The organism is Chroococcus sp. FPU101 (assembly GCF_017312365.1).
Classification (GTDB): Bacteria; Cyanobacteriota; Cyanobacteriia; order Cyanobacteriales; family Microcystaceae; genus Chroococcus.
Genome location: NZ_BLJI01000047.1, coordinates 1 through 21832, shown reverse-complemented (window position 1 = coordinate 21832; position 21832 = coordinate 1). Strand labels below are relative to the sequence as shown.

Genomic DNA, 21832 nt, shown 5'->3' with positions numbered 1-21832 from the left:
TGAACTATGGTATTACTGGAACAGCGACTAGAGGCACTGACTACGCTAATATTGGTACAAATGTAACTTTTGCGGCTAACTCGGCTACTGCTAGAGTTACAGTTAACCCGACAGGTGATACAGTAGTCGAACCCAATGAAACTGTAGCACTCACTCTGAAAAGTGGTACAGGATACACGATTGGTACGACAACACCCGTCACGGGAACCATTCTTAACGATGATGGGACTAGCACTTTACCACGTGTTACTCTAGCAGTTTCTCCATCTAGCGTTACCGAAGATGGTTCAGGCACTTTCATTTATACTTTTACTCGTACTGGGAGTCTAACCTCACCTCTAACAGTGAACTTTACCCGTAGTGGTACAGCCGTCGAAGGGGGTGACTATGCTGACTTTGGCGATAATGGGAATACCGTCACTTTTGTGGCTAACTCAGCGACGGCTCGAATTACAGTTAGCCCCAAAGATGATACCAGCGTCGAACCTAATGAAACTGTCATCTTTACTCTAGCAAGTGGCAGTGGCTACACGATTGACACCACTATACCTGTAACGGGAACAATTCTTAATGATGATTTTGCATCGGCTCAGATAGCAACTAACGCTAATGATCCTCTAACAGGAAGCTCTGATGCTGATTCCTTGACCTTCTCTAGTCCCTATGACAGAAACGAGCGCATTACTAATTTTACGCCAGATGATGATTTAATTGTCGTTTCGGCTTCGGGTTTTGGTGGTGGATTAATTGAAGGTGAACTTTTGTCGTCTGAGCAATTTATCATTGGTGCGTCTGCTACTGCGGCGAGTCATCGTATTATTTACAATAGTGCGACTGGTGCGTTGTTGTTTGACAGGGATGGAATAGGTGCAACAGCAGCGATACAGTTTGCAACTCTCAATACGGGTTTAGCTTTGACTAACGAAGATATTTTCGTCAGTTAATCATTTTGCAAAAACACGATTAATAATATTGTAGAGACGTGAGCTATCGCGTCTTTACTAATTCAAATTGGGTTTTTCAAATTTAGGAATCGAGGCAATTAACCGCTTAGTATAATCTTCTTTAGGATGATTAATAATCTCTTTGGCGGTTCCTTCTTCGGCGATTTTACCTTTGTTCATGACGATAATACGATCGCTCATAAATCTGACTACACTTAAATCATGGGAAATAAAAATATAAGTGAGTTGAAAATCCTGTTGTAATTCTTTCAATAAGTTCAAGACTTCTGCTTGTACAGAAACATCTAACGCGGAAACGGATTCATCACAGACAATAAATTGAGGATTTAATGCTAAAGCTCTTGCAATACAAACTCTTTGTCTTTGTCCACCCGATAATTGATGAGGATAACGATTAAACCAATTCGGATTTAGTCTAACTCTCTCTAATAAATACGCTACTCTTTCTCGTCTTTTTCGCTCACTTCCTTCTTTTTGATGAATAACCATCGGTTCTAAGATTGCTTTTCCAATCGTGAGGCGAGGATTCAAAGAATTATAGGGATTTTGGAAAACGATTTGCATTTTTTGACGCAATAAACGTAGTTTTGAATGACTTGCTGACCAATCTGAAATCTTCTCTTGATTAAAATATATTTCGCCTTCTGTTGCAGGAATTAATTTTAAAATTGTTCTGGCTAATGTTGATTTACCGCATCCAGATTCACCGACTAAACCTAAAGTTTCTCCCGCTTTGACCTGAAAACTCACATGATCTACAGCCTTAAAAAAGCTTTTACTCTGTCCAAAAATACCTTTAACTGGAAATTTAACCGATAGGTTTTTGACTAATAGTAAATTATCGTTTTTCTCAATTTCTAAAATTCTTTGTTGTTCTTCTTCTAATGAAATAAATCTAATTTCGGGTGGTTGTTTCTCAGTTAAAGAAATGACTTGACCTTGGGAGTCTTTTTCTAACACCACAAAATCACTAACCGTTAATAATTTTTCGGGTAATTCAGTCAAATGAGGACGACAAGCAATTAACCCTTTTGTATAGGGATGTTGGGGATGATGTAAAATTGTTTCTTTATTATTGCGTTCGACTATTTTACCTTGATACATCACCGCGACTGTATCAGCAATTTCATTAATCACCCCTAAATCATGAGAAATAAAAATCATCGACATATTCCGTTCACTTTTGCACAGTTCCCGCAATAGTCTTAAAATTTCTTTTTGAACGGTTACATCTAATGCGGTTGTTGGTTCATCTGCGATTAAGATAGTAGGGTCACAAGAAATCGCCATTGCAATCATCACCCGTTGCAATTGTCCACCCGATAATTCGTGAGGATAGCGTTTTAAAATCGCTTCTTTTTGTTGTTGAATATAGGTTTTGACGGGTAAATTAGAGATTTTATTAGCTATATATTGTTGTTCTAGCTGTTCGTCAGACGGAAGTAGTCTAACTTCTTGAAGAAGTGCGATCGCTTGATTTTTGGCTTGTTCAAGGGTAATATTCTTTTGATGCAGTTGAATGGCTTCAGTAATCTGAAAACCGATATTATACACAGGATTTAATGAACTCATCGGTTCTTGGAAAATCATAGCAATTTCCCCACCCCGATAGTGTCGTAATTGGTCTTGAGCCAAACCTAAAAGATTGACTTTTGAGGAGTTTTGTGCTTTTGCAGGGCTAAACCAGATTTCACCGCTACTAATTTTACCAGGGCGAGGGATCAAACCCATAATAGCTAAAGAGGTGACCGATTTTCCTGAACCCGACTCACCCACAATGCCTAAAATTTTTCCCTGTTCTAGACTAAAACTAATCTCATCAACGGCTAGGGTTATCTGATTCTCGTTTTTAAATTCTACAGATAAATTACGAACATCTAAAACTGTGTCGCCCATGTTTACTTAATTCTTTCTAATTAAAAGAATTCTAACTGATTCCAAGATAGAAGAACGATTAAATCTACCTATTTAGGTTTGAGGGAAGGCGAAAGGATAAACCCTTAAACCTTTTCCCCTATTATTTATCAGGTTGAAGACCAGAACCAACGGGAGCAATATTACTTAATTCTAATTCTGGATGATCTTCAATAATTTGATTAAGATTCCATTCATTCTTAAATAACAATACGGGGCGATTCCAGTTATCTTTCACCGTCATACAATTAAATAAGCGTCCTGCTTTTTCTACTGCACTCCAGCCATTTTTCACCCAACGCGCCACATTGTAGGGTAATAATTCCACCTGTGTTTCTACTCCATATTCACTCAACATCCGAAACTGTACGACATCAAACTGTAATTGTCCGACTGCCGCTAAAATTGGTTCTCGTTTAAAATCATCCGTTGAGTACATAATTTGTACTGCCCCTTCTTCTTGAAGTTCTTGAATTCCTTTTTGAAACTGCTTAAACTTCGATGGGTTAGGATTTTTAAGATAAGCGAACAATTCTGGCGAAAAACATGGAATTCCTTCGTATTCTAGCTTACTCCCTACATAAATCGTATCGCCGATCGCAAATACCCCTGGATTATTCAAACCAATAACATCCCCTGGATACGCTTCCTCGATTGATTCACGATCTTGAGCAAATAATTTCTGAGGTCTTGACAAACGAACCGTTTTACCAGTACGAACATGATTCACAACCATATCTTTCTCGAATTTTCCTGTACAAACCCGTACAAAAGCAACTCGATCTCGATGTTTTGGATCCATATTCGCTTGTAGTTTAAAAACAAAACCTGTAAATTCAGGGTAAGTCGGATCAACAATACCAATTGAAGATTGACGACCAATGGGTTTAAGGGCATAGTCGAGAAACGCATCTAAGAACAGTTGTACGCCAAAATTGGTCATCGCACTCCCGAAAAAGACTGGGGTCATTTGTCCCGCGTGAACCATTTCTAGATCTAATTCTGATCCGAGTTCTGCGAGTAATTCAATATCTTCTTTTAGCTGATAGTAGAGATCTTGGGGTAAATATTGTTCGATGCGGGGATCACCGAGTGGGATCACCGTTTCTTGTGCTTCTCTGCTTCCGTGTTCGCGTCGTTCAAAAAGATGGATGTTCTGATCACGACGATCAAATACTCCTGCAAAGCGATCCCCAATTCCAATCGGCCAATTTACTGCATAAGTCTGTAAACCTAATTCTCGTTCGATTTCGTCCAATAATTCTAGGGGTTCTCGTCCAGGACGATCCATCTTATTAACAAATGTGAAGATGGGTAATTCTCGCATCTTACAAACTTCAAAAAGCTTACGGGTTTGGGGTTCTAAGCCTTTTGCCGCATCAATCAGCATGACTGCATTATCGGCAGCCGCTAAAGTTCGATAGGTATCTTCACTAAAATCTTGGTGACCGGGGGTATCTAAGAGATTAATCTGAAAATCATCATATTCAAATTGCAAAACTGTAGAAGTGATGGAAATTCCCCGTTGTTTTTCCATTTCCATCCAGTCAGAAGTCGCTTTTCGTTGATCTCGTCTGGCTTTGACTGCGCCCGCTTGATGAATTGCGCCCCCGTAAAGTAACAGTTTTTCGGTTAAAGTGGTTTTTCCCGCGTCTGGATGAGAAATAATGGCAAAATTACGCCGCTTTTCTACAGCATTTTCAATATCGACGGTGATCTCGTTTGACATTGGTGGCTTTTGTTTTGGCTTTCCTCTACTAGATTAGCTATTTTTGACCCTTTTAGGTGTTATTTTTAACACGATTGACTAGAGATACCACTACCTTTAGACTCCGATTAGATTTAATTAGTGGAGAATGACCATTTATGTTCGATGAAGGATACACTAAGTATCACTGTAACTGGATTCAAGAAAATGCTTTACCTCCAGTAACCCTAAAAAATATCAATCAGTGGAGAACAAAACTATTTCAACTAGGTTTGATTGGTCAATATGAAAATGGGATTGGTTTTGGCAACATTAGTATTAGAAAAAGAAATTCATTAGAGTTTATTGTTTCTGGAACGCAAACAGGACATCTAACAACGCTTAATGAGCAGCATTATACAACTGTGAGCGATTATGATTGGGAAAAAAATTATTTAACCTGTTTTGGCCCAATTCAAGCGTCTTCGGAATCTTTGACTCATGCCGCAATTTATGAAGCTAATTCCGAAATTAAGGGAATTATTCATGTTCATCATTTAAAACTCTGGCGACAATTAATGGATCAAGTTCCGACGACTTCGGGAGAAATAGCATACGGCACTCCAGAAATGGCTAAAGAAATTATCCGTTTATGTCAAGAAGCTAATTTATTAAAAGCCCAAATTTTAGTCATGAAAGGTCATGAAGAAGGAATTATCGCTTTTGGTAAAAGTTTAGATGAAGCAGGGGACTTACTTATTAACTATTTGAAAGCGGTTGTAATTTGAAATTATAGTCACTGACTCCTTTTAATGATTCAACCCGAAAACTATACACCCCTTCGACAGTCGTAGTGAATGTACAATAGGCATCTGCATTAGGGCTACTATCTTGGGTTAATTGTTCACCTTCTGGGGATTCGATATACAGGTTAAAATCAACATTAGGCTCACTAGGAATTACTGCCACACTCCAAGACGTGCCACTGGGTAAGCGATGATGATATAAGCGTGAGAACAGAATCGAAACAGGATCAACTTTAATCGTAAAAGCACAAGACTCATCAGGGGATTCGACTTTAAACTGATAGACCCCATCGATTAAACTGGTAAAGGTACAGTAAGCATCAGGTTCATTACTAGCATCTTTGGCTATTTCGTTTCCTTGGGGATCGAAGATATAGAGATCAAAATCGATCGCTAAATTCTCTGGAATGACCGAAACTCGCCAAGTTTTTCCACCAACTAATTGAGCGTGATAGATTTGAGAGAATTGATTCATTGATTTTTGTTTATTTTTAATCTAGATTTTGGATAAGACTGTAGGGCGTTTGGTTACCAAACCCTTACGATACCTATAGATTAGTGCAAAATCTGTGATAAAAACTTTTTAGTCCGTTCATGATTTGGGTTATTAAAAAATACGTCGGGTGTGGTATCTTCAATCAATAGACCATCAGCCATAAAAACAAGTCGATCCGCTACTTCTTTTGCAAAACCGACTTCATGAGTCACACAAACCATTGTCATTCCAGAATCTGCTAAACCCCGCATTACGTCTAATACTTCTTTAATCATCTCTGGATCAAGGGCTGAGGTGGGTTCATCAAATAACATGACTTTAGGCTGCATGGCTAAAGCACGTGCGATCGCTACTCGTTGTTGTTGCCCTCCCGAAAGTTGATTCGGATATTTTTTTGCTTGATGGAGAATGCCCACCCTTTCTAAAAGTTGTGTGGCAATTTCTATCGATTTTTTTTGATTCCAACCGCGTACATAAATCGGGCCTAACTTGACATTATCCATTACTGTTAGATGGGGAAATAGGTTAAATTGTTGAAAAACCATTCCCACTTCACTACGAATCGTATCAATATTTTTTAAATTGTGGGTCAGTTTGATCCCATCAACCGTAATGGTACCTTTCTGAAACGGTTCTAGGGCGTTAAAAGTCCGAATAAAGGTCGATTTTCCTGAACCCGATGGCCCCATAATCACCACGACTTCCCCTTTATAAACCTTTAAGCTAACCCCTTTGAGGGCATGAAAGCCATTACCGTACCATTTTTCTACATCTTGAGCAATAATAATCGGTTCTGTTGCGGAATTGCTAGGGCTAGGGTCAAATTGCGTCATTGAGGAATCAAGTAAAGATATTTTCTATCTTAGATGGTGCAAGAGGACACCCGCTAGACCACTTCTGTTTTTAGAAAACCGTTTAGGGAAGTAAGACGGCAATTAAGTTCAAGCTGAAATACTCCCCTATCAGTACGCAAACGAAATAATTTACCAGATCACACTGATTAAATGATGAGAGATGGGTAAACTATCGATGACCATTCCCGTACAAAGTAACATCATGTAGAGAATGGAATATTTAAACAACGATCGCGCTTTATCTTTATCAAAGGGATGCTGTTTCACGTCCCATGCTTTAAAGAGGAAATTGGCACCGAGATAGAGAGCGATCGCAGTATAAATAATTCCCAATGATCCCAAAGGATAGACTAAAACGAGGGAAAATGGCACCACAATCAGCGTATACCACCAAATTTGTTGACTGGTTGATTCTTCTCCTTCAACGACTGGCATCATCGGAATATTGACTTGAGCATAATCATCTTTAATCATTAATGCTAAAGCCCAAAAATGCGGCGGAGTCCAGAGGAAAACCAGCGCAAATAAAGCCCAGGCAGTCCAACTGAGTTCACCTGTTACTGCGGCCCAACCAACTAGGGTTGGAATGGCCCCTGCTGCACCACCTATTACAATATTTTGGGGGCTGTGACGCTTAAGCAGATGGGTGTAGATCAGCATATAAAAAATAATGCCAGAGAGGGCTAAAAACGCACTCAGCAGGTTAACAAACAGAGTCAATAGGCTAAAGGATAAAGAAGCTAGAACAATGGCAAAAATGAGAGCGTGACGCGGTTGAACTCGTCCTGATGGAATGGGACGCGCCCGCGTTCTGAGCATGGTATAGTCAATGTCTTGATCGTAGATGCAATTTAAGGTTTGGGCTGAAGCAGCAGCTAAAGTGCCACCCAAAAGCGTGATACAAAAGATAAATGAATCAATCCTACCTTGCGACGCGATCCACATAGCGGCAGCAGTCGTAATCAAAAGTAGGGGAATGATTCGAGGTTTTGTGAGTTGGTAATAACTTTTAATAACTTGTAAAAAATTGTCATGAAGACGGGAAGCATTGGTAACTGTCATTATTCACACCATTTTGGGTAAGATAAGGATCAGCCGATCCCGTAAGGAGAGGGCTGTAAAGGCGACCAAAGTACCGAATAATGCGGCACCTACGGTATGATGAGCGACGGTCAAAGGTTCGACTTGTAAGTGTAATCGTAGCGTTGCAACCCCGAGGAGAATCTGTAGAAATACTAAACTCCCTGCACTATAAGCTAGTTTTCGCAAGTTTGGATGTAAACCAGGTGTGCGCCAAGATAGATAGACAACAATGAGTGTACTCAGAGTAGCGGGAATGACACCTAACAAGTGGCTATTCATGACGATACAGAGTTGAGATGTCGCTAAACACTGATGAACAGCCCAACGCGATCCGACCAAACCACCGAGTAAACTTTGTAGATAGATTAAAACGGCTGCGGTTAATCCAAACCATTTCAGTTGATGCGCGACACCAGTTCCTTGATAGGGAGTCAGATTGATAGCAATAATAATCAGTGTAGCAAAGAATAGTAGAGCGGTTCCTAGATGGGCGGTCACGATATCAAATCTCAGCAGTTGAGTGACGGTTAACCCCCCTAGTACACCTTGGAAGACGATTAGCCCTAAAGCCAAGAGTGAAGCCCAAGGTAGCCATTTCGGTAAGATTGACCTAAACCAGACGGATAAGCCAACTAATGCGATTGTACTAACACCAATTAAGGCGGCATCTAGGCGATGGAACCATTCTAAGAAAACTTGTAAATTCATTTGCTGACTGGGGACAAGTTGCCCATAACATAACGGCCAGTCAGGACAAGCTAAACCCGCATTCATGACCCGTGTTGCACTTCCCACAGCCATGAGTAACAGAGTTGCGATCGCTATTTTCCACACTAAGCGACGTATCCAAACGATCGCATTAGGTGATGGGTTCTGCGTCAGCCTTGTCTGATGCTGAAGAACTGATTCGGTCATAATTTATCTCGTTGTCGTCCTCTCACTTCCTTTGAAGGTTTTCACCTCCTATTTACCAATCTGAATGAATTTTTTGGGCTTTGCTACAACCCTTTATATATTCTTCAGATTTACCTCAATATTCTTAACAATAATTAATATTAACCTTAAATCAGAGATCCCGTAACTTCAATGATCCCAAAGAAAATATAAAAATATATCGAGAATGTTCATTCGACTTCAGTTATTCCCAGAAGATTGCTTTACCGTGATATATAGGACTAAATTAAATTGATAAGAAGACCGTGAAAATTCCATCGAGTATCCTTACTCTAGTTATCGGTATTGTTTTGACTCTCGTTAGCCTTTGGTACGGTCAAAATCACGGGTTAGTACCTGTTGCTGCTTCAAAGGATGCACAGGAGGTAGATAATATTTTTAACTTGATGATGACCATCGGTACGGGGCTATTTTTGCTCATTGAAGGCGTTTTAATCTATTGTGTAATTAGCTTTCGCAGACGCAAGGGCGATCAAACTGATGGGCCAGCCATTGAAGGAAATGTCCCTTTAGAAATTCTCTGGACAGCGATTCCCACTGTTATTGTTTTTATCCTGTCCGTTTATAGTTTTGAAGTTTACAATAATCTAGGTGGACTCGATCCAGTTGCATCGCGCAATAATGCACCTTCTCAGGTAGCAATGGCAGGTCATCATCATATGATGGCTTTAGGTATTGGCCCCTCCATAGATGCAACAGGAGAAGGGTTACCATTGAGGGTTAATGTCAACGGAATTCAATACGCATGGATTTTTACCTATCCTGATACGGGAATTGTTTCAGGTGAACTTCATGTTCCTGTTAATCGTCCCGTTCAACTTCAAATGGCAGCAGGTGACGTGATTCATGCGTTTTGGGTACCTCAATTACGTCTTAAACAAGATGTCATTCCAGGTAGAGAAACAACACTTGGTTTTACACCGAATCTCATTGGAACCTATCCCATCATCTGCGCTGAACTTTGTGGGGCTTATCATGGTGGTATGAAATCAACCTTTGCTGTAGAAAGTGCGGAAGATTTCGAGAAGTGGGTACAAGCGAATGCACCCGCCCCCGCAGAAACCGCCGACACCGAAAAAGTTGCTGTGAACACCACGACACTATCTAACGAAGAATATCTAGCCCCCTACGCTAAAGAAATGGGCATATCTTCAGATGTTCTTTTATCACTTCATTCTGAACACCAACACGAATAACGCTTTTTAATTCTTATGACGACAGCCGAAGTCACAAAAACTCAGCCAACTCCCCACCACAAAGAACGGAAGTTGATCGATTATTTTACTTTTAATACGGATCACAAAGTGATTGGTATTCAATATCTGGTAGTATCTTTCATTTTCGCTGCTTTTGGCGGTTCTTTTGCCGAAGTTCTCCGTACTGAACTTGCTACCCCTAATCCTGATTTTGTCGCTCCAGATCTATATAATCAGTTTCTCACGATGCACGGAACAGTCATGATCTTTTTATGGATTGTTCCAGCAGGTGCGGGGTTTGCGAATTATCTGATTCCACTAATGATTGGGGCTGAAGATATGGCTTTTCCGCGACTCAATGCGGTGGCTTTTTGGATGTTCCCCATCGGTGGTATTTTACTACTGATGAGTTTTGCGGTGGGTGCGCCCCAAGCGGGTTGGACTTCCTACCCTCCGTTGAGTCTGATGACGGGAAAATGGGGTCAAGAAATCTGGATTTTAAGTTTGTTAGGGGGTGGAACGTCATCCATTTTGGGGGCGATTAACTTTTTGACGACCATTCTTAAAATGCGGATGCCCGATATGGATATCCACAGTATGCCCCTATTCTGTTGGGCGATGTTAGCCACGTCTACTTTGATCCTTTTGTCAACCCCTGTTTTAGCCGCCGCCCTAATTCTTCTTTCTTTTGATCTGTTGGCTGGAACTCACTTTTTTAATCCAACAGGGGGCGGAGATCCTGTAGTTTATCAACATTTGTTCTGGTTTTATTCCCATCCCGCCGTATACATCATGATTTTGCCATTTTTTGGCATTATCTCAGAAGTATTACCCGTTCATGCCCGTAAACCGATTTTCGGTTATCGTGCGATCGCATATTCTAGTCTAGCAATTTGTTTCTTAGGTCTAATTGTCTGGGCGCACCATATGTTTACCAGTGGTACACCGGGTTGGTTACGGATGTTCTTTATGGCAGCAACGATGTTAATTGCTGTACCAACGGGCGTTAAGGTATTTAGCTGGTGTGCAACGATTTGGGGCGGTAAACTCAGTTTAAATAGTTCGATGCTATTTGCAATTGGTTTTCTGTCTTCTTTCCTCATTGGTGGAATCACTGGAATTATGGTCGCATCGGTTCCTTTTGATATCCATGTCCATGATACTTATTTTGTCGTGGGTCACTTCCACTATGTGCTGTTTGGTGGTTCAGTTCTAGGTTTATTTGCGGGTATTTATCATTGGTATCCTAAGATGACGGGTCGCATGATGAATGAAACCCTCGGTAGAATTCATTTTATTCTGACCTTTGTCGGGCTAAACCTAACCTTTATGCCGATGCACGAACTTGGATTAATGGGAATGAACCGACGTGTGGCACTCTATGACCCACAATTCCAAGGACTTAACCAGCTTAGTACCATTGGGGCTTATATGATGGGGATTGCGGCGTTACCCTTTGCCCTCAATTTTATTATGAGTGTGTTTAATGGTGAGAAAGCAGGTCGTAACCCTTGGCGTGCGTTAACCTTAGAATGGCAAACCTCATCACCCCCAATTATTGAAAACTTTGAGGAAGCACCGATTCTCTGGGCTAAACCCTATGATTATGGGATTGATACAGAAGAACTACAAGAAGCATCAGTCTCAGAACTTCTCGCAGAAGTCAGCGCGGAATCTAAATAGAAAAGTGATAAATGGTGGGCTTTTTCGTCCCACCCCTAATATTAAAAATAGGGAAAAATGAAGTTATGCAGAGTTCAGCGATCGATGAAGCCAAATTAGCGTTAGATTATCATCAAGATGGGTCGGCTAACGGTCATCATGGCGCACATCAAGACCTACGAATGTTTGGTATGGTAACTTTTCTAATTGCTGAAAGTGCCATCTTTTTAGGTTTATTTACAGCCTATTTGATTTTTCGTTCTACATCACAGGTTTGGCCCCCTGAAGGCACCCCCGAACGCGAATTGCTGTTACCTGGCATCAATAGCATTATTCTAATTGCGAGTAGTTTTGTCATGCACCAAGGACAAAGCGCGATTAGAAAAAATGATGTTTCGGGTTTAAAACTTTGGTTTGGCTTAACTGCTTTAATGGGAATTATTTTCTTACTCGGTCAAGGGTATGAATATTTTCATTTAGAGTTTGGCTTAAAAACGAATCTTTTTGCCAGTTTCTTTTATGTTTTGACGGGTTTTCACGGTTTACACGTAACGTTAGGTTTACTCCTGATTTTAGCGGTTCTGTGGCGTTCTAGAGAAAGCGGACATTATTCAAGTCAATCTCATTTTGGGGTAGAAGCGGCTGAACTATATTGGCACTTTGTTGATGTGGTTTGGGTGATTCTATTTATTTTGGTGTATTTGCTATAGAGATACTTTGAAATATTAAATAAAGAGACGTGTCAAAGCGTCTCTATTTTTTCGACATTTTTGGGGTTGCTGGCCTATGATGAATGAGGAAATAGATAGTAAACGGGTCTATGTCGATTCATCGGGTCAGAATTGCGAGAGATAAAGCCGAATTCGTGCAAACATTAGTGGATTTTAATGGAAATTCTGGGCCATTCCAAACTTATGCAGATGCGATCGCTTTTGCGGCTGCTTTAGGGGTAAACTATCAAAAACGAGTCCCTGTCGAACAAGTAGCCAAGGAACCCGCGCCAATTAGTTCAGAAATTTTTATTTCACGCGGTTATGATAGTTTAATAAAGCTCATGGCAATTACGACCACAAAAGATCCTCAGATTCTTTCTGTTTATCATCTTGAAGCTGAAGCACAAAGAATTCAAATTTTTGAAGAATATGCCAATGGTGGGTTAGAACAACTGCAAGAAGATTTAAAGGGTTCTGTCGATTATACGGAACGCTTATTATTGATTTTAAAGACTCAAAGATTTAAAACACAAAAATCTAATGAGGAATTTGATTTAAGACGATTTTTATAAGGGGGCTTTATGACACTTTCAACGGAAAAAATAGTAACTGAGGCTAGTTCAGAAGAAACCCTTCATCAACAATGGACTGATGAAGCTTTTATGGCTTTACCCGATGATGGAAATCAATATGAAATCGTAAATGGTGAGTTAGTTATGAGTAATTCTGGTGCAGAACATGGTTATATTACAAGTCTTTTAATGATTATTTTAGGTAATTATGTGCGAATTCATAAACTAGGATTGATGTTTGATTCTAGTACAGCTTTTACTCTAAAAACAGGTAATAAACGCTCGCCAGATGTATCATTTATTGCTAAAGAACGATTACAAGGACTGAAAAAATTACCGCGAGGTTTTTGGCAAGGTTCACCCGATTTAGCAGTAGAAGTTCTTTCCCCTAGTAATACCGTGGAAGAAATTCATAACAAAATTATTGAATATTTTGATAATGATACAAAATTAGTTTGGGTGATTAATCCAGAAGAAGAATATGTATTAATTTATCATTCTCCTAAACCTGACGGTTTTTTAACTTCTCAAGATATCTTAGATGGTGAAAATATTATTCCAGGTTTTCAAATGGCTGTAGCTGAACTGTTTGCCGAACTAGAATTTTAAGCGGCATTTAAGACAGAATTAACAGCGCGGCGGCGTAATTCCATAATCTCACCAATTTCATAAGATAAACGAGGTGATTGTTCTAAGAGCGTTTGTAAAGTACTTTTATCGAGTAATAGTACCTGCAAATCTTCAACCGCTAACACACAAACATCGCTAATTTGCTCACAAATTAAAGATGCTTTTTCACCAAATAATTCACCAGTTTCTAATTGTCCAATAATTTGTTTTTGTCCCGTTTGATCAGTTACGAGAATTTCTGCAATCCCCGAAATAATGAGATATAAACCCCGTAAAGATTCACCTTCTAAAATCACAAATTCACCTCTAGCAAAATCTAGCCAAGTTCCCTTTTTACTTAGAGTGTCTAGCATTTCCGAACCAAATTGATTTAAAGAGGGAATCTGCATCAGCGTTTTTTTAGCGATGTCTGCTAACATTTTTGGAGTGGGTGTAGCCGATTGATATTGATACTCGGCAGCAATGGGATAAGGAATGTTGAGATTGTATCTTTTTGCAACATACCAGACACGAGTCATAAAACGATCGCGCACACTCAATTCTTGACTATAGTCACTCACATAAAATAACACTTGATAATTAATCGTAAAATCGGCATAGGCTGAAGTTAGAACTAAAGGAGGTGGTTCAGCTAATACCCCTTCTGTTTCTAATGCCGTTTGTATCATAATTTGCTTAATTTTATTAGGTGGATCATCATAAGAAAAGCCTAACTCTACCTTAATCTGATAAACCGAAATAGGGCGATTATGATTTTTTAGGGTGCCTCCCGCTAATTCTGAGTTAGGAACAATTACAATATCATCACTTTTGGTCTGTAAATGGACGGAACGCCAAGTAATTTGGACAACCTTACCCAAAGTATCGTCAACTTGTATCCAATCTCCTAATTTGAACGGTCGTTCAAATAATAAAGCAATCCCCGAAAAGATATTGCTTAAGCTATCTTGGAGTGCAAGACCAATTACTAAAGAGCCGACACCCAAAGCAGTCAATAATCCGCCTAAATCCGCTTGCCAAACACTTGATAAAACAATAGCGGTTCCAATTAAAACCAGAAAAAATCGGCTTAAATCTAAAAATAATTTGGGGACATTCGCTTGCCAAGTTCCCTCTTGAGCATCTTCAAAAAGAATCACATTGACGATACTAAGAGTCGTATAGATAACAGCTATCCATAATAGAGTTTCCGAAATCCTGACCCCAACTGTATCTCTTGCTAAACCCATCACTTTCGACAGCAACAGAAAAAGAGTTAGCGTCGGTAAAATTAAATTTCGTAGATTACTCAACGGAGTAAACAAAGGATGTTTGGCACGTCGCAAACGTAGATTGATTTCGCCTAAAAAAATGGTGGCTAAGGGAAATCCCACAGCAACGACCAACATCCAAAATAACTGATTACTAAGGTCAAATAAACCATTCATCATTACTTCACCTCCACATTTTCCCCAAGAACCAGGGATGAATCAAGGGGATGAACAGACCAAACAGAAATTTTACCTTTACCTTTGACTTCTACTTCTTTTAGAGGTTCAAAGTAATATAATCCTTGGAGAGCGTTATAAACAGATTGGCTAACTTGAATGATATTTTGTTCGGGTGTACTGTGAATGGCTTTCGCTACGGTCATCGTTTCACCCCATAATTCATAGATAAATTTGGTTTTACCGACAATTCCCGCAACCACTGGGCCTGAGTGAATCCCAATATCTAAATTAAGATTAGCATTTTGTTTTTGATTAAAACGCCGTATCGTTTTCAGCAATGCTTGAGCAAAGTCAACCATTCTTTTAGCGTGGTCAACTCTGGGAACGGATAGACCACAAACCGCAAGATAGGATTCACCAATGGTTTTTAGTTTTTCGACTCCATAAAGTTCCGCCGTTTCATCGAAGTTACTGACTAATTCATTTAATAGTGTGACAGCTTGGTCAGGTGAAAGATCCCGCGAAAGTTCGTTAAAACCTTCGATTTCGACAAAAAGTACCGTAACATTCGGGAAACTATCGGCAATATCTTGTTCACCACTTTGGAGACGTTTGGCAATGGGCGCAGGTAAAATATTTAACAGTAAACGCTCGTTTTCTGCGATTTTTTGCGTCACCATTTCTTCTTTACTGCGAATCATCAGGGCCATTTGATTAAAAGAGTCAGCAAGTTCTCCAATTTCATCTTTAGAGTTAATCTTGACTTGAACATCCGTCTCACCTGCCGTTAGTTTTTTGGTTGCTGCAATCAATTTATTAATGGGATGGGCTAATAAACGCGCAAAGAAAATCGCTCCTAACGTAAAGAGTGGAATCAGTATAGCAGTACTAGCCATAAGGCGGTTAAACAAATCTCGAACGCCTTTAAAGACCTCTTTTTGATCCTGTTTGGCAACCAAGGCCCATTTAAAATCACCTAATTCAACAGGTGCAAAGGCTCCTAAGACGGGTACTTGCCGATAATCTGAATACAATGCTGTTCCTGTTTCACCATTTAAGGCACGTTTAACGGCTTCGGTTTCTACTTTCTGTACTAAAAGCGGTGATTCTAGGTTTTGAATTTGTCGGACTTCTTCTAAAGGAATGTTATTTTTTGTCAAAGTTTCATAGTACTTTTCGGCGTTTTCTAAAAAAAGACGAGGTGCAGAACGTAACAGAAAATCTTGTCCTATGAGATACGTTTCACCTGTTTCACCAAGCCCAACCTCTTCCCATTTTTGGTGACTCGTCATGACTTGATTGATGCGTTCTGAAGACAACTGAAAAATTAAGGCCCCAATGAAATTATCTCCATCAAAAACGGTGGTAGTAATAAAGCCAGATGGTTTGCCATAGGTAGGACGATAGGAAGCAAAATCGATTGTTTTGACAAAATAGGGATCTCTTGATTGCAGCGTCTGTTGATAAGCTTGTGCTAAATTACTACCTGCATAGGGGCCGAGTTTTAAATTGGTGCCGAAATCAACTTCTTTTTGAGTGGTGTAGAGAACGGTACCCGTATCAATATCGACTAAAAAGATATCATAGTATCCCATTTTGTCGGCAATATTTCTAAAGCGACTGTGGTATTTTTGATGTAGTGTACTATACTCACTCCCATCTTTGGCATTGTCTAACTTATACTTTTCCCTAAGGGGGTTAGGATTTGCTGCGATGTAATGATACTGAAGATACTCAGCAGCAGGTGTATTCGGGTAGTAGGTTTCAGCAATTGGGTTACCCGATACGTTGCGAGCTAATCGTGGAATAAATTTTTTACGATAATATTCTAATAAGTTTTGTTTTTGTTCGGGTTTTAATGGGGTACTATCTAATTTTTGATATACGTTTTTAAAACCTTTAATCGCGTCAATCACCATCGTTGCTTCACTCATGGTTAGGACATGATTTTCGGTAAACTTAAAATAAGATTCGATTTCGTCAGCTTTTCCAGTCCGTGCGCTAACAAGTTGATTAATGGCAGTTTCTTTTAAGGATGTTTCTCCTGTGTAATAACTCAAGATGCCCGTCAGTAGTATTGATAGAAGTGTTGCCAACACTAGCATTGTCAAAATTTTTGATTGAAGACTCAGTTGATTGAAAAAAGACATTTTATAGTCACTGAATGATTAAAACACTAACATTTGAAGCTTGAACACAAACAGTAAAATAAATCGTATAATAGTTGAGATGTACTAATTAAATTCGATGGCAGTTATCTTGAAGATTTTATCTTATTTTTTAGGATTCAATGATGATAGAGATGAGGCGACATTTAAAACACATAATAAAGTCCCCGTGAGAGACGAGGACTAATCAGCGATATTTTGTATTTATTTGCAAATTTAGTCCAAAAACCCCATTAAAGCGGCTGGATCATCAATTTCATTGGATGCTACTGGACGATTACCCATTACGGTATAGGTTTCATGAACCTGTAAATGGCTGGCTGCAATGGGACGATTTCCAGAAATGGCTAGGGTTCCACTGACTTCCATGCCACTCGCTGTAACGGGACGCATTCCACCAACTGATCTGTAAGTGCTGATAATATGAAGGTGGCTCGCTTCTACTGGACGGTTACCTGGTAAAGCCGCAGAACCATGGGCTAACTTTAATCCTTTTTCGTCATCTGCATTTTTAACCGATAACGCTACCACTTCTTCTTTAGCTTTACTGGTTTTAGCCGCCGTTTTAGCTCTTGAGGTCGTCGCTTTTTCCTCGTCGGCTGGGCTAGAATTACCGTTAGATTCTAGTTTTTCTACAGTCATTGACTATCTCTCCTTCGCTCATCCTAAGAATAGTTTGAATACTTTTTTCGTTTTCAGGCTTGTTTAATGATCTTTTTATAATCCTGCCTACTATAAAGATACACCTTTCCTTCCCAATTCTTGATAAGCGTTTGTAATATCGGCAATAATTATGAGTTTATTTCAACTACAAGCACCGTTTCAACCAACTGGGGATCAGCCAAGTGCGATCGCAAAATTAACCGAATCATTAGAGCAAGGGCATCGTTTTCAGACACTTCTGGGTGCAACTGGAACGGGGAAAACGTTTTCAGTCGCTGCTGTTATTGAAAAGATTGGTAAACCGACACTGGTTCTCGCCCATAATAAAACATTAGCAGCACAGTTGTGTAATGAGTTACGACAATTTTTCCCTAATAATGCTGTTGAATATTTTATTAGCTATTACGATTATTATCAACCCGAAGCTTATATCCCCGTTAGTGATACCTATATCGAAAAAACCGCCTCAATTAACGAAGAAATCGATATGTTACGTCACTCGGCGACCCGTTCTTTATTTGAGCGAAAAGATGTCATCGTCGTGGCTTCAATTAGTTGTATTTACGGGTTAGGGATGCCCGCCGAATACCTAAAAGCGGCTATTCCTTTAGCTATTGGTAGAGAAGTCGATCAACGCCAATTATTACGAGATTTAGCAACTGTCCAATATACCCGTAATGATATAGATCTAAAACGGGGAAATTTTCGCGTTAAAGGAGATGTTTTAGAAATTGTTCCAGCTTATGAAGATCGAATTATTCGGGCGGACTTTTTTGGGGATGAAATAGATTCAATTCGTTACATTGATCCAATTACTGGTGAAGTTTTACAAAGTTTAGACAAAATTAATATTTATCCAGCACGTCACTTTGTTACCCCAGAAGAACAGCTAGAGCAAGCTTGCGAAGAAATTGCCCAAGAGTTAAAAGAGCAAGTCGAAAAGTTAGAAAAAGAAGGAAAATTACTAGAAGCACAACGATTGTCACAACGCACACGCTATGATTTAGAATTACTCAGAGAGGTGGGTTATTGTAATGGAGTGGAAAATTATTCGCGTTATTTAGCAGGACGAAAAGCAGGTGAACCCCCCGAATGTTTAGTTGATTATTTCCCTAAAGACTGGCTATTAGTGATCGATGAATCTCATGTCACCATACCGCAAATTAGAGGTATGTATAATGGGGATCAATCTCGCAAAAAAGTATTAATCGATCATGGTTTCCGTCTTCCGAGTGCCGCAGATAACCGCCCTCTAAAGGCTGAGGAATTTTGGGAAAAAGTCAGCCAATGTATTTTTGTTTCGGCGACTCCTGGAAACTGGGAAATTGAGCAATCAGAAGATCGAGTTGCTGAACAAATTATCCGTCCAACTGGGGTTTTAGATCCAGAGATTTTCGTGCGTTCTACTGATGGACAAGTGGATGACTTATTAGGGGAAATCAAAGATCGAATTAAGCTTAGAGAAAGGGTTTTAATTACGACATTAACGAAACGGATGGCAGAAGATTTAACGGAATATTTCCAAGAAAGAGGTATTAAAGTACAATATTTACATTCTGAAATTCATGCCATTCAAAGAATTGAAATTTTACAATCTCTCAGAAAAGGTGAGTTTGATGTCTTAATTGGGGTTAATTTATTGCGTGAGGGGTTAGATTTACCCGAAGTCTCTTTAGTGGCAATTATGGATGCTGATAAAGAAGGTTTTTTAAGAGCAGAAAGATCCTTAATTCAAACCATTGGACGCGCTGCACGTCATATTAGAGGACAAGCTATTTTATATGCAGATAATCTAACTGATAGTATGCTCAAAGCGATTCAAGAAACGGAAAGAAGACGTGCTATTCAGATGGAATATAACGAAGAACATCAGATAACACCTCAGCCGATTGACAAGAAAGTAGAAAGTAATTCAATTTTGGCCTTTTTAGATATTTCTCGTCGTTTAAATGCCCAACAATTAGAAGAAATATCGGAAAAAGTGGGTGAGATCCCTTTAGAAAAAATTCCCGAATTAATTGAACAACTAGAGGCTAAGATGAAAGATGCAGCCAAAAAACTAGAGTATGAAGAAGCGGCTAAATATCGCGATCGCATTCAAAATTTACGCGATAAACTTTTAGGGAGAAAATAAGTTTTGTAATTTTTGTGTTTAGGATTACAAAAAACTTAAGAAATTGATGAGGGTTTAACATTCAAACCCTTACAAGTTATTTAATTAATTGCTCAAGAATTAGAAATTACTTTTATACTTGTAGCAGTCACAGTTATTTTCTTTCAATCAATCTTTAAAAAATATTAACAATCTATGCAAACTGTTGTTTTAGTGCTAGTTCAAGTGGTGCTTGTGAGCAGATTATCCCGACTCATGGGGCTAGTCTGTCGCTGGTTAAAACAGCCGTTAGTCATTGGAGAAATTGTAGCTGGAATTATGTTAGGCCCTTCATTATTAGGGTTGATTTCACCTGAGCTTAGCGCGATTTTATTTCCAAGCGCAACTTTACCATTTTTAAATGTTTTATCTCAAATTGGTTTAATCTTTTTTATGTTTTTGATAGGCTTTGAACTGAATCCAAGCTATTTAAAAGGACAACTTAATACAGCGATTTTGATTTCTCATGTCAGTATTGTAGTTCCTTTTTCTTTAGGTAGTATACTAGCTCTAATTTTATATCCAATTCTTTCTAATAAGACCGTTAATTTTACGGCTTTTGCGCTATTTTTAGGCTCTGCTATGTCAATCACAGCTTTTCCAGTTTTAGCGCGGATTATCACCGAAAATAACTTACAAAAAACTCGATTAGGTATCCTTGCCTTAACCTGTGCCGCCGTTGATGATGTAACTGCATGGTGTTTATTAGCAGTATCGATCGCCGTTACTCGTACAAATAGCATGATCGGGGCAATTCCGACCATTATCGAATCAATTATTTACATTGTTTTTATGTTAATGGCAGTACGTTGGCTACTGAATAAATTAGCAACTCACTATCAACGTTCTGGTAAATTAACTCAATTTGTTTTAGCGGGAATTTATATGGGTGTTGTCGTATCAGCACTCATTACCGAATATATTGGAATTCATTTAATCTTTGGTGCATTTTTATTAGGGGCTGCCCTCCCTAAACATCCTGGTTTAGTCAAAGAATTAGCCGAAAAAACCGAAGATTTTGTTTTAATATTTCTCTTACCGATTTTCTTTGCTTATAGTGGTTTACAAACCGAAATAGGCTTATTGAATAATCCTCAAACTTGGCTACTTTGTGCTTTAGTGGTAGCGGTGGCTATTGCTGGAAAATATGTCGGAACTTATATAGCGGCTAGAGTTTGTCAAATTCCTAAAAGAGAGGCTTCCGCTTTGGGGTGGATGATGAATACCAGAGGTTTAACTGAATTAATTGTCTTAAATATTGGTTTAAGTTTTGGTGTAATTTCTCCTCTTTTATTTACCATGCTAGTTATTATGGCATTAATGACGACTTTCATGACCTCACCTTTACTCGAAAAAACCTACCCTAAAGCATTAATTAGAAAAGATATTATTAAAGAAGAATTATCAGAACAAAAGTTATCTAATATTCACAACTTATTCTATTTTAGTTCCTGTTGCTAATCCCCAAACGCAACAGGCTTTATTACAAGTTGCCGTAGCAATTGGAGGATTAAATCAATCAATTGTTTATCCTCTTAGTTTAGTGGAATTAGAAGAAGACTACTTATATCAAAGTACACCAGAAGCGGCTGCTCAATTAATTCAGCAAAAAAAACAAATCCTAGAAGATTTAATTCAAACTTTAGAACCACCCGAATTCAGAAAAATTGTACAACCAATTATCAGAATTTCTAATGATGTTCCATTAGAAACTGCTAATACAGCTTTAGCGAATAAAGTAGATTTAGTATTAGTAGGTTGGCATCGACCAGCTTTTAGTGATAATCGTTTAGGGGGACGAGTGGGGAAAATTTTGAATACTTCTCCTATTGATGTTGCTGTTTTTATCAATAAAAAACAGAATGAATTATACCAATTATTGAAAAA

At 39.0% G+C, this 21832-nt stretch carries 19 protein-coding genes; 10 read left to right on the top strand and 9 right to left on the bottom strand.

All coding sequences use genetic code 11. The features are described 5' to 3' along the window. Positions 1-944 (top strand): Calx-beta domain-containing protein (locus CFPU101_RS22710; protein ID WP_277988794.1); only part of this gene is annotated, 944 nt, incomplete at its 5' end. A gap of 57 nt (positions 945-1001) precedes the next feature. Here the strand turns inward: CFPU101_RS22710 and CFPU101_RS22705 are convergent. Together CFPU101_RS22705 and CFPU101_RS22700 are read right to left on the bottom strand one after the other, a co-directional pair. Further along, the gene (locus CFPU101_RS22705) at positions 1002-2861 is read right to left on the bottom strand and encodes an ABC transporter ATP-binding protein (protein ID WP_206817835.1); all 1860 of its coding nucleotides are present in this window, start codon (positions 2859-2861) and stop codon (positions 1002-1004) included. A 121-nt stretch (positions 2862-2982) separates the two neighbouring features. Continuing rightward, positions 2983-4608, bottom strand: a complete 1626-nt coding sequence (locus CFPU101_RS22700; RefSeq protein WP_206817833.1) for a peptide chain release factor 3 — start codon at positions 4606-4608, stop codon at positions 2983-2985. Between the two features lie 137 nt (positions 4609-4745). Between CFPU101_RS22700 and CFPU101_RS22695 the strand changes: the two genes are divergently transcribed. Then, positions 4746-5354, top strand: coding sequence for a class II aldolase/adducin family protein (locus CFPU101_RS22695; RefSeq protein WP_206817831.1), 609 nt, complete (start codon positions 4746-4748; stop codon positions 5352-5354). Here the strand turns inward: CFPU101_RS22695 and CFPU101_RS22690 are convergent. The 4 genes from CFPU101_RS22690 to CFPU101_RS22675 form a co-directional block, all read right to left on the bottom strand. Next, entirely contained in the window at positions 5326-5847 is a 522-nt protein-coding gene (locus CFPU101_RS22690) for a pre-peptidase C-terminal domain-containing protein (protein WP_206817829.1), read from the bottom strand. The genes CFPU101_RS22695 and CFPU101_RS22690 overlap by 29 nt on opposite strands. A gap of 80 nt (positions 5848-5927) precedes the next feature. Further along, entirely contained in the window at positions 5928-6701 is a 774-nt protein-coding gene (locus CFPU101_RS22685) for an amino acid ABC transporter ATP-binding protein (protein ID WP_206817827.1), read from the bottom strand. Between the two features lie 150 nt (positions 6702-6851). After that, the gene (locus tag CFPU101_RS22680) at positions 6852-7784 is read right to left on the bottom strand and encodes a heme o synthase (RefSeq protein WP_206817825.1); all 933 of its coding nucleotides are present in this window, start codon (positions 7782-7784) and stop codon (positions 6852-6854) included. A gap of 3 nt (positions 7785-7787) precedes the next feature. Next, a complete protein-coding gene (locus tag CFPU101_RS22675) occupies positions 7788-8720 on the bottom strand; it encodes a heme A synthase (RefSeq protein ID WP_206817823.1) in 933 nt (310 codons plus the stop codon). A gap of 284 nt (positions 8721-9004) precedes the next feature. Here CFPU101_RS22675 and coxB point away from each other — a divergent pair, with 284 nt between their 5' ends. From coxB to CFPU101_RS22650, 5 genes are all read left to right on the top strand, one after another. Then, positions 9005-9955 carry a cytochrome c oxidase subunit II gene (gene coxB / locus CFPU101_RS22670; protein WP_206817822.1) on the top strand — a complete coding sequence of 317 codons (951 nt, stop codon included), beginning with the start codon at positions 9005-9007 and terminating at the stop codon, positions 9953-9955. Positions 9956-9970: 15 nt separating this feature from the next. Continuing rightward, complete coding sequence (gene ctaD / locus CFPU101_RS22665; protein ID WP_206817821.1) at positions 9971-11638, top strand: cytochrome c oxidase subunit I; 1668 nt, start codon at positions 9971-9973, stop codon at positions 11636-11638. 65 nt (positions 11639-11703) lie between these two features. Beyond that, entirely contained in the window at positions 11704-12327 is a 624-nt protein-coding gene (locus tag CFPU101_RS22660; RefSeq protein ID WP_206817820.1) for a heme-copper oxidase subunit III, read from the top strand. 110 nt (positions 12328-12437) lie between these two features. Continuing rightward, entirely contained in the window at positions 12438-12902 is a 465-nt protein-coding gene (locus tag CFPU101_RS22655) for a DNA phosphorothioation-associated protein 4 (protein ID WP_206817819.1), read from the top strand. A gap of 9 nt (positions 12903-12911) precedes the next feature. Further along, positions 12912-13511 carry a Uma2 family endonuclease gene (locus CFPU101_RS22650; protein WP_206817818.1) on the top strand — a complete coding sequence of 200 codons (600 nt, stop codon included), beginning with the start codon at positions 12912-12914 and terminating at the stop codon, positions 13509-13511. On the opposite strand, the gene CFPU101_RS22645 is transcribed toward CFPU101_RS22650, so the two are convergent. The 3 genes from CFPU101_RS22645 to CFPU101_RS22635 form a co-directional block, all read right to left on the bottom strand. Further along, the gene (locus CFPU101_RS22645; RefSeq protein ID WP_242578198.1) at positions 13508-14962 is read right to left on the bottom strand and encodes a mechanosensitive ion channel family protein; all 1455 of its coding nucleotides are present in this window, start codon (positions 14960-14962) and stop codon (positions 13508-13510) included. The two genes, CFPU101_RS22650 and CFPU101_RS22645, sit on opposite strands and share 4 nt — an antisense overlap. Further along, positions 14962-17067, bottom strand: a complete 2106-nt coding sequence (locus CFPU101_RS22640; protein ID WP_206817817.1) for an adenylate/guanylate cyclase domain-containing protein — start codon at positions 17065-17067, stop codon at positions 14962-14964. The genes CFPU101_RS22645 and CFPU101_RS22640 overlap by 1 nt, the downstream gene beginning before the upstream one ends. Positions 17068-17346: 279 nt before the next feature. Beyond that, on the bottom strand, positions 17347-17772 hold the full coding sequence (locus CFPU101_RS22635) for a hypothetical protein (RefSeq protein ID WP_206817816.1): 426 nt from the start codon (positions 17770-17772) through the stop codon (positions 17347-17349). Between the two features lie 151 nt (positions 17773-17923). On the opposite strand from CFPU101_RS22635, the gene uvrB reads away from it, so the two are divergent. The 3 genes from uvrB to CFPU101_RS25750 all read left to right on the top strand — a co-directional run. Continuing rightward, complete coding sequence (gene uvrB, locus CFPU101_RS22630; RefSeq protein WP_206817814.1) at positions 17924-19927, top strand: excinuclease ABC subunit UvrB; 2004 nt, start codon at positions 17924-17926, stop codon at positions 19925-19927. Between the two features lie 174 nt (positions 19928-20101). Continuing rightward, positions 20102-21406 carry a cation:proton antiporter gene (locus tag CFPU101_RS22625; protein ID WP_242578196.1) on the top strand — a complete coding sequence of 435 codons (1305 nt, stop codon included), beginning with the start codon at positions 20102-20104 and terminating at the stop codon, positions 21404-21406. Continuing rightward, the coding region (locus CFPU101_RS25750) for a universal stress protein (protein WP_307730473.1) at positions 21330-21832 on the top strand (503 nt) is incomplete at its 3' end. The genes CFPU101_RS22625 and CFPU101_RS25750, both read left to right, overlap by 77 nt.

Coding starts and splice junctions, on each gene's coding strand:
- CFPU101_RS22650 (WP_206817818.1), top strand. CDS start 12,912: ATGACACTTTCAACGGAAAAAATAGTAACTGAGGCTAGTTCAGAAGAA.
- CFPU101_RS22640 (WP_206817817.1), bottom strand. CDS start 17,067: ATGCTAGTGTTGGCAACACTTCTATCAATACTACTGACGGGCATCTTG.
- CFPU101_RS22680 (WP_206817825.1), bottom strand. CDS start 7,784: ATGACAGTTACCAATGCTTCCCGTCTTCATGACAATTTTTTACAAGTT.
- CFPU101_RS22625 (WP_242578196.1), top strand. CDS start 20,102: ATGCAAACTGTTGTTTTAGTGCTAGTTCAAGTGGTGCTTGTGAGCAGA.
- uvrB (WP_206817814.1), top strand. CDS start 17,924: ATGAGTTTATTTCAACTACAAGCACCGTTTCAACCAACTGGGGATCAG.
- CFPU101_RS22695 (WP_206817831.1), top strand. CDS start 4,746: ATGTTCGATGAAGGATACACTAAGTATCACTGTAACTGGATTCAAGAA.
- CFPU101_RS22685 (WP_206817827.1), bottom strand. CDS start 6,701: ATGACGCAATTTGACCCTAGCCCTAGCAATTCCGCAACAGAACCGATT.
- CFPU101_RS22655 (WP_206817819.1), top strand. CDS start 12,438: ATGTCGATTCATCGGGTCAGAATTGCGAGAGATAAAGCCGAATTCGTG.
- ctaD (WP_206817821.1), top strand. CDS start 9,971: ATGACGACAGCCGAAGTCACAAAAACTCAGCCAACTCCCCACCACAAA.
- CFPU101_RS22690 (WP_206817829.1), bottom strand. CDS start 5,847: ATGAATCAATTCTCTCAAATCTATCACGCTCAATTAGTTGGTGGAAAA.
- CFPU101_RS22645 (WP_242578198.1), bottom strand. CDS start 14,962: ATGATGAATGGTTTATTTGACCTTAGTAATCAGTTATTTTGGATGTTG.
- CFPU101_RS22675 (WP_206817823.1), bottom strand. CDS start 8,720: ATGACCGAATCAGTTCTTCAGCATCAGACAAGGCTGACGCAGAACCCA.
- CFPU101_RS22700 (WP_206817833.1), bottom strand. CDS start 4,608: ATGTCAAACGAGATCACCGTCGATATTGAAAATGCTGTAGAAAAGCGG.
- CFPU101_RS22705 (WP_206817835.1), bottom strand. CDS start 2,861: ATGGGCGACACAGTTTTAGATGTTCGTAATTTATCTGTAGAATTTAAA.
- CFPU101_RS22635 (WP_206817816.1), bottom strand. CDS start 17,772: ATGACTGTAGAAAAACTAGAATCTAACGGTAATTCTAGCCCAGCCGAC.
- CFPU101_RS22660 (WP_206817820.1), top strand. CDS start 11,704: ATGCAGAGTTCAGCGATCGATGAAGCCAAATTAGCGTTAGATTATCAT.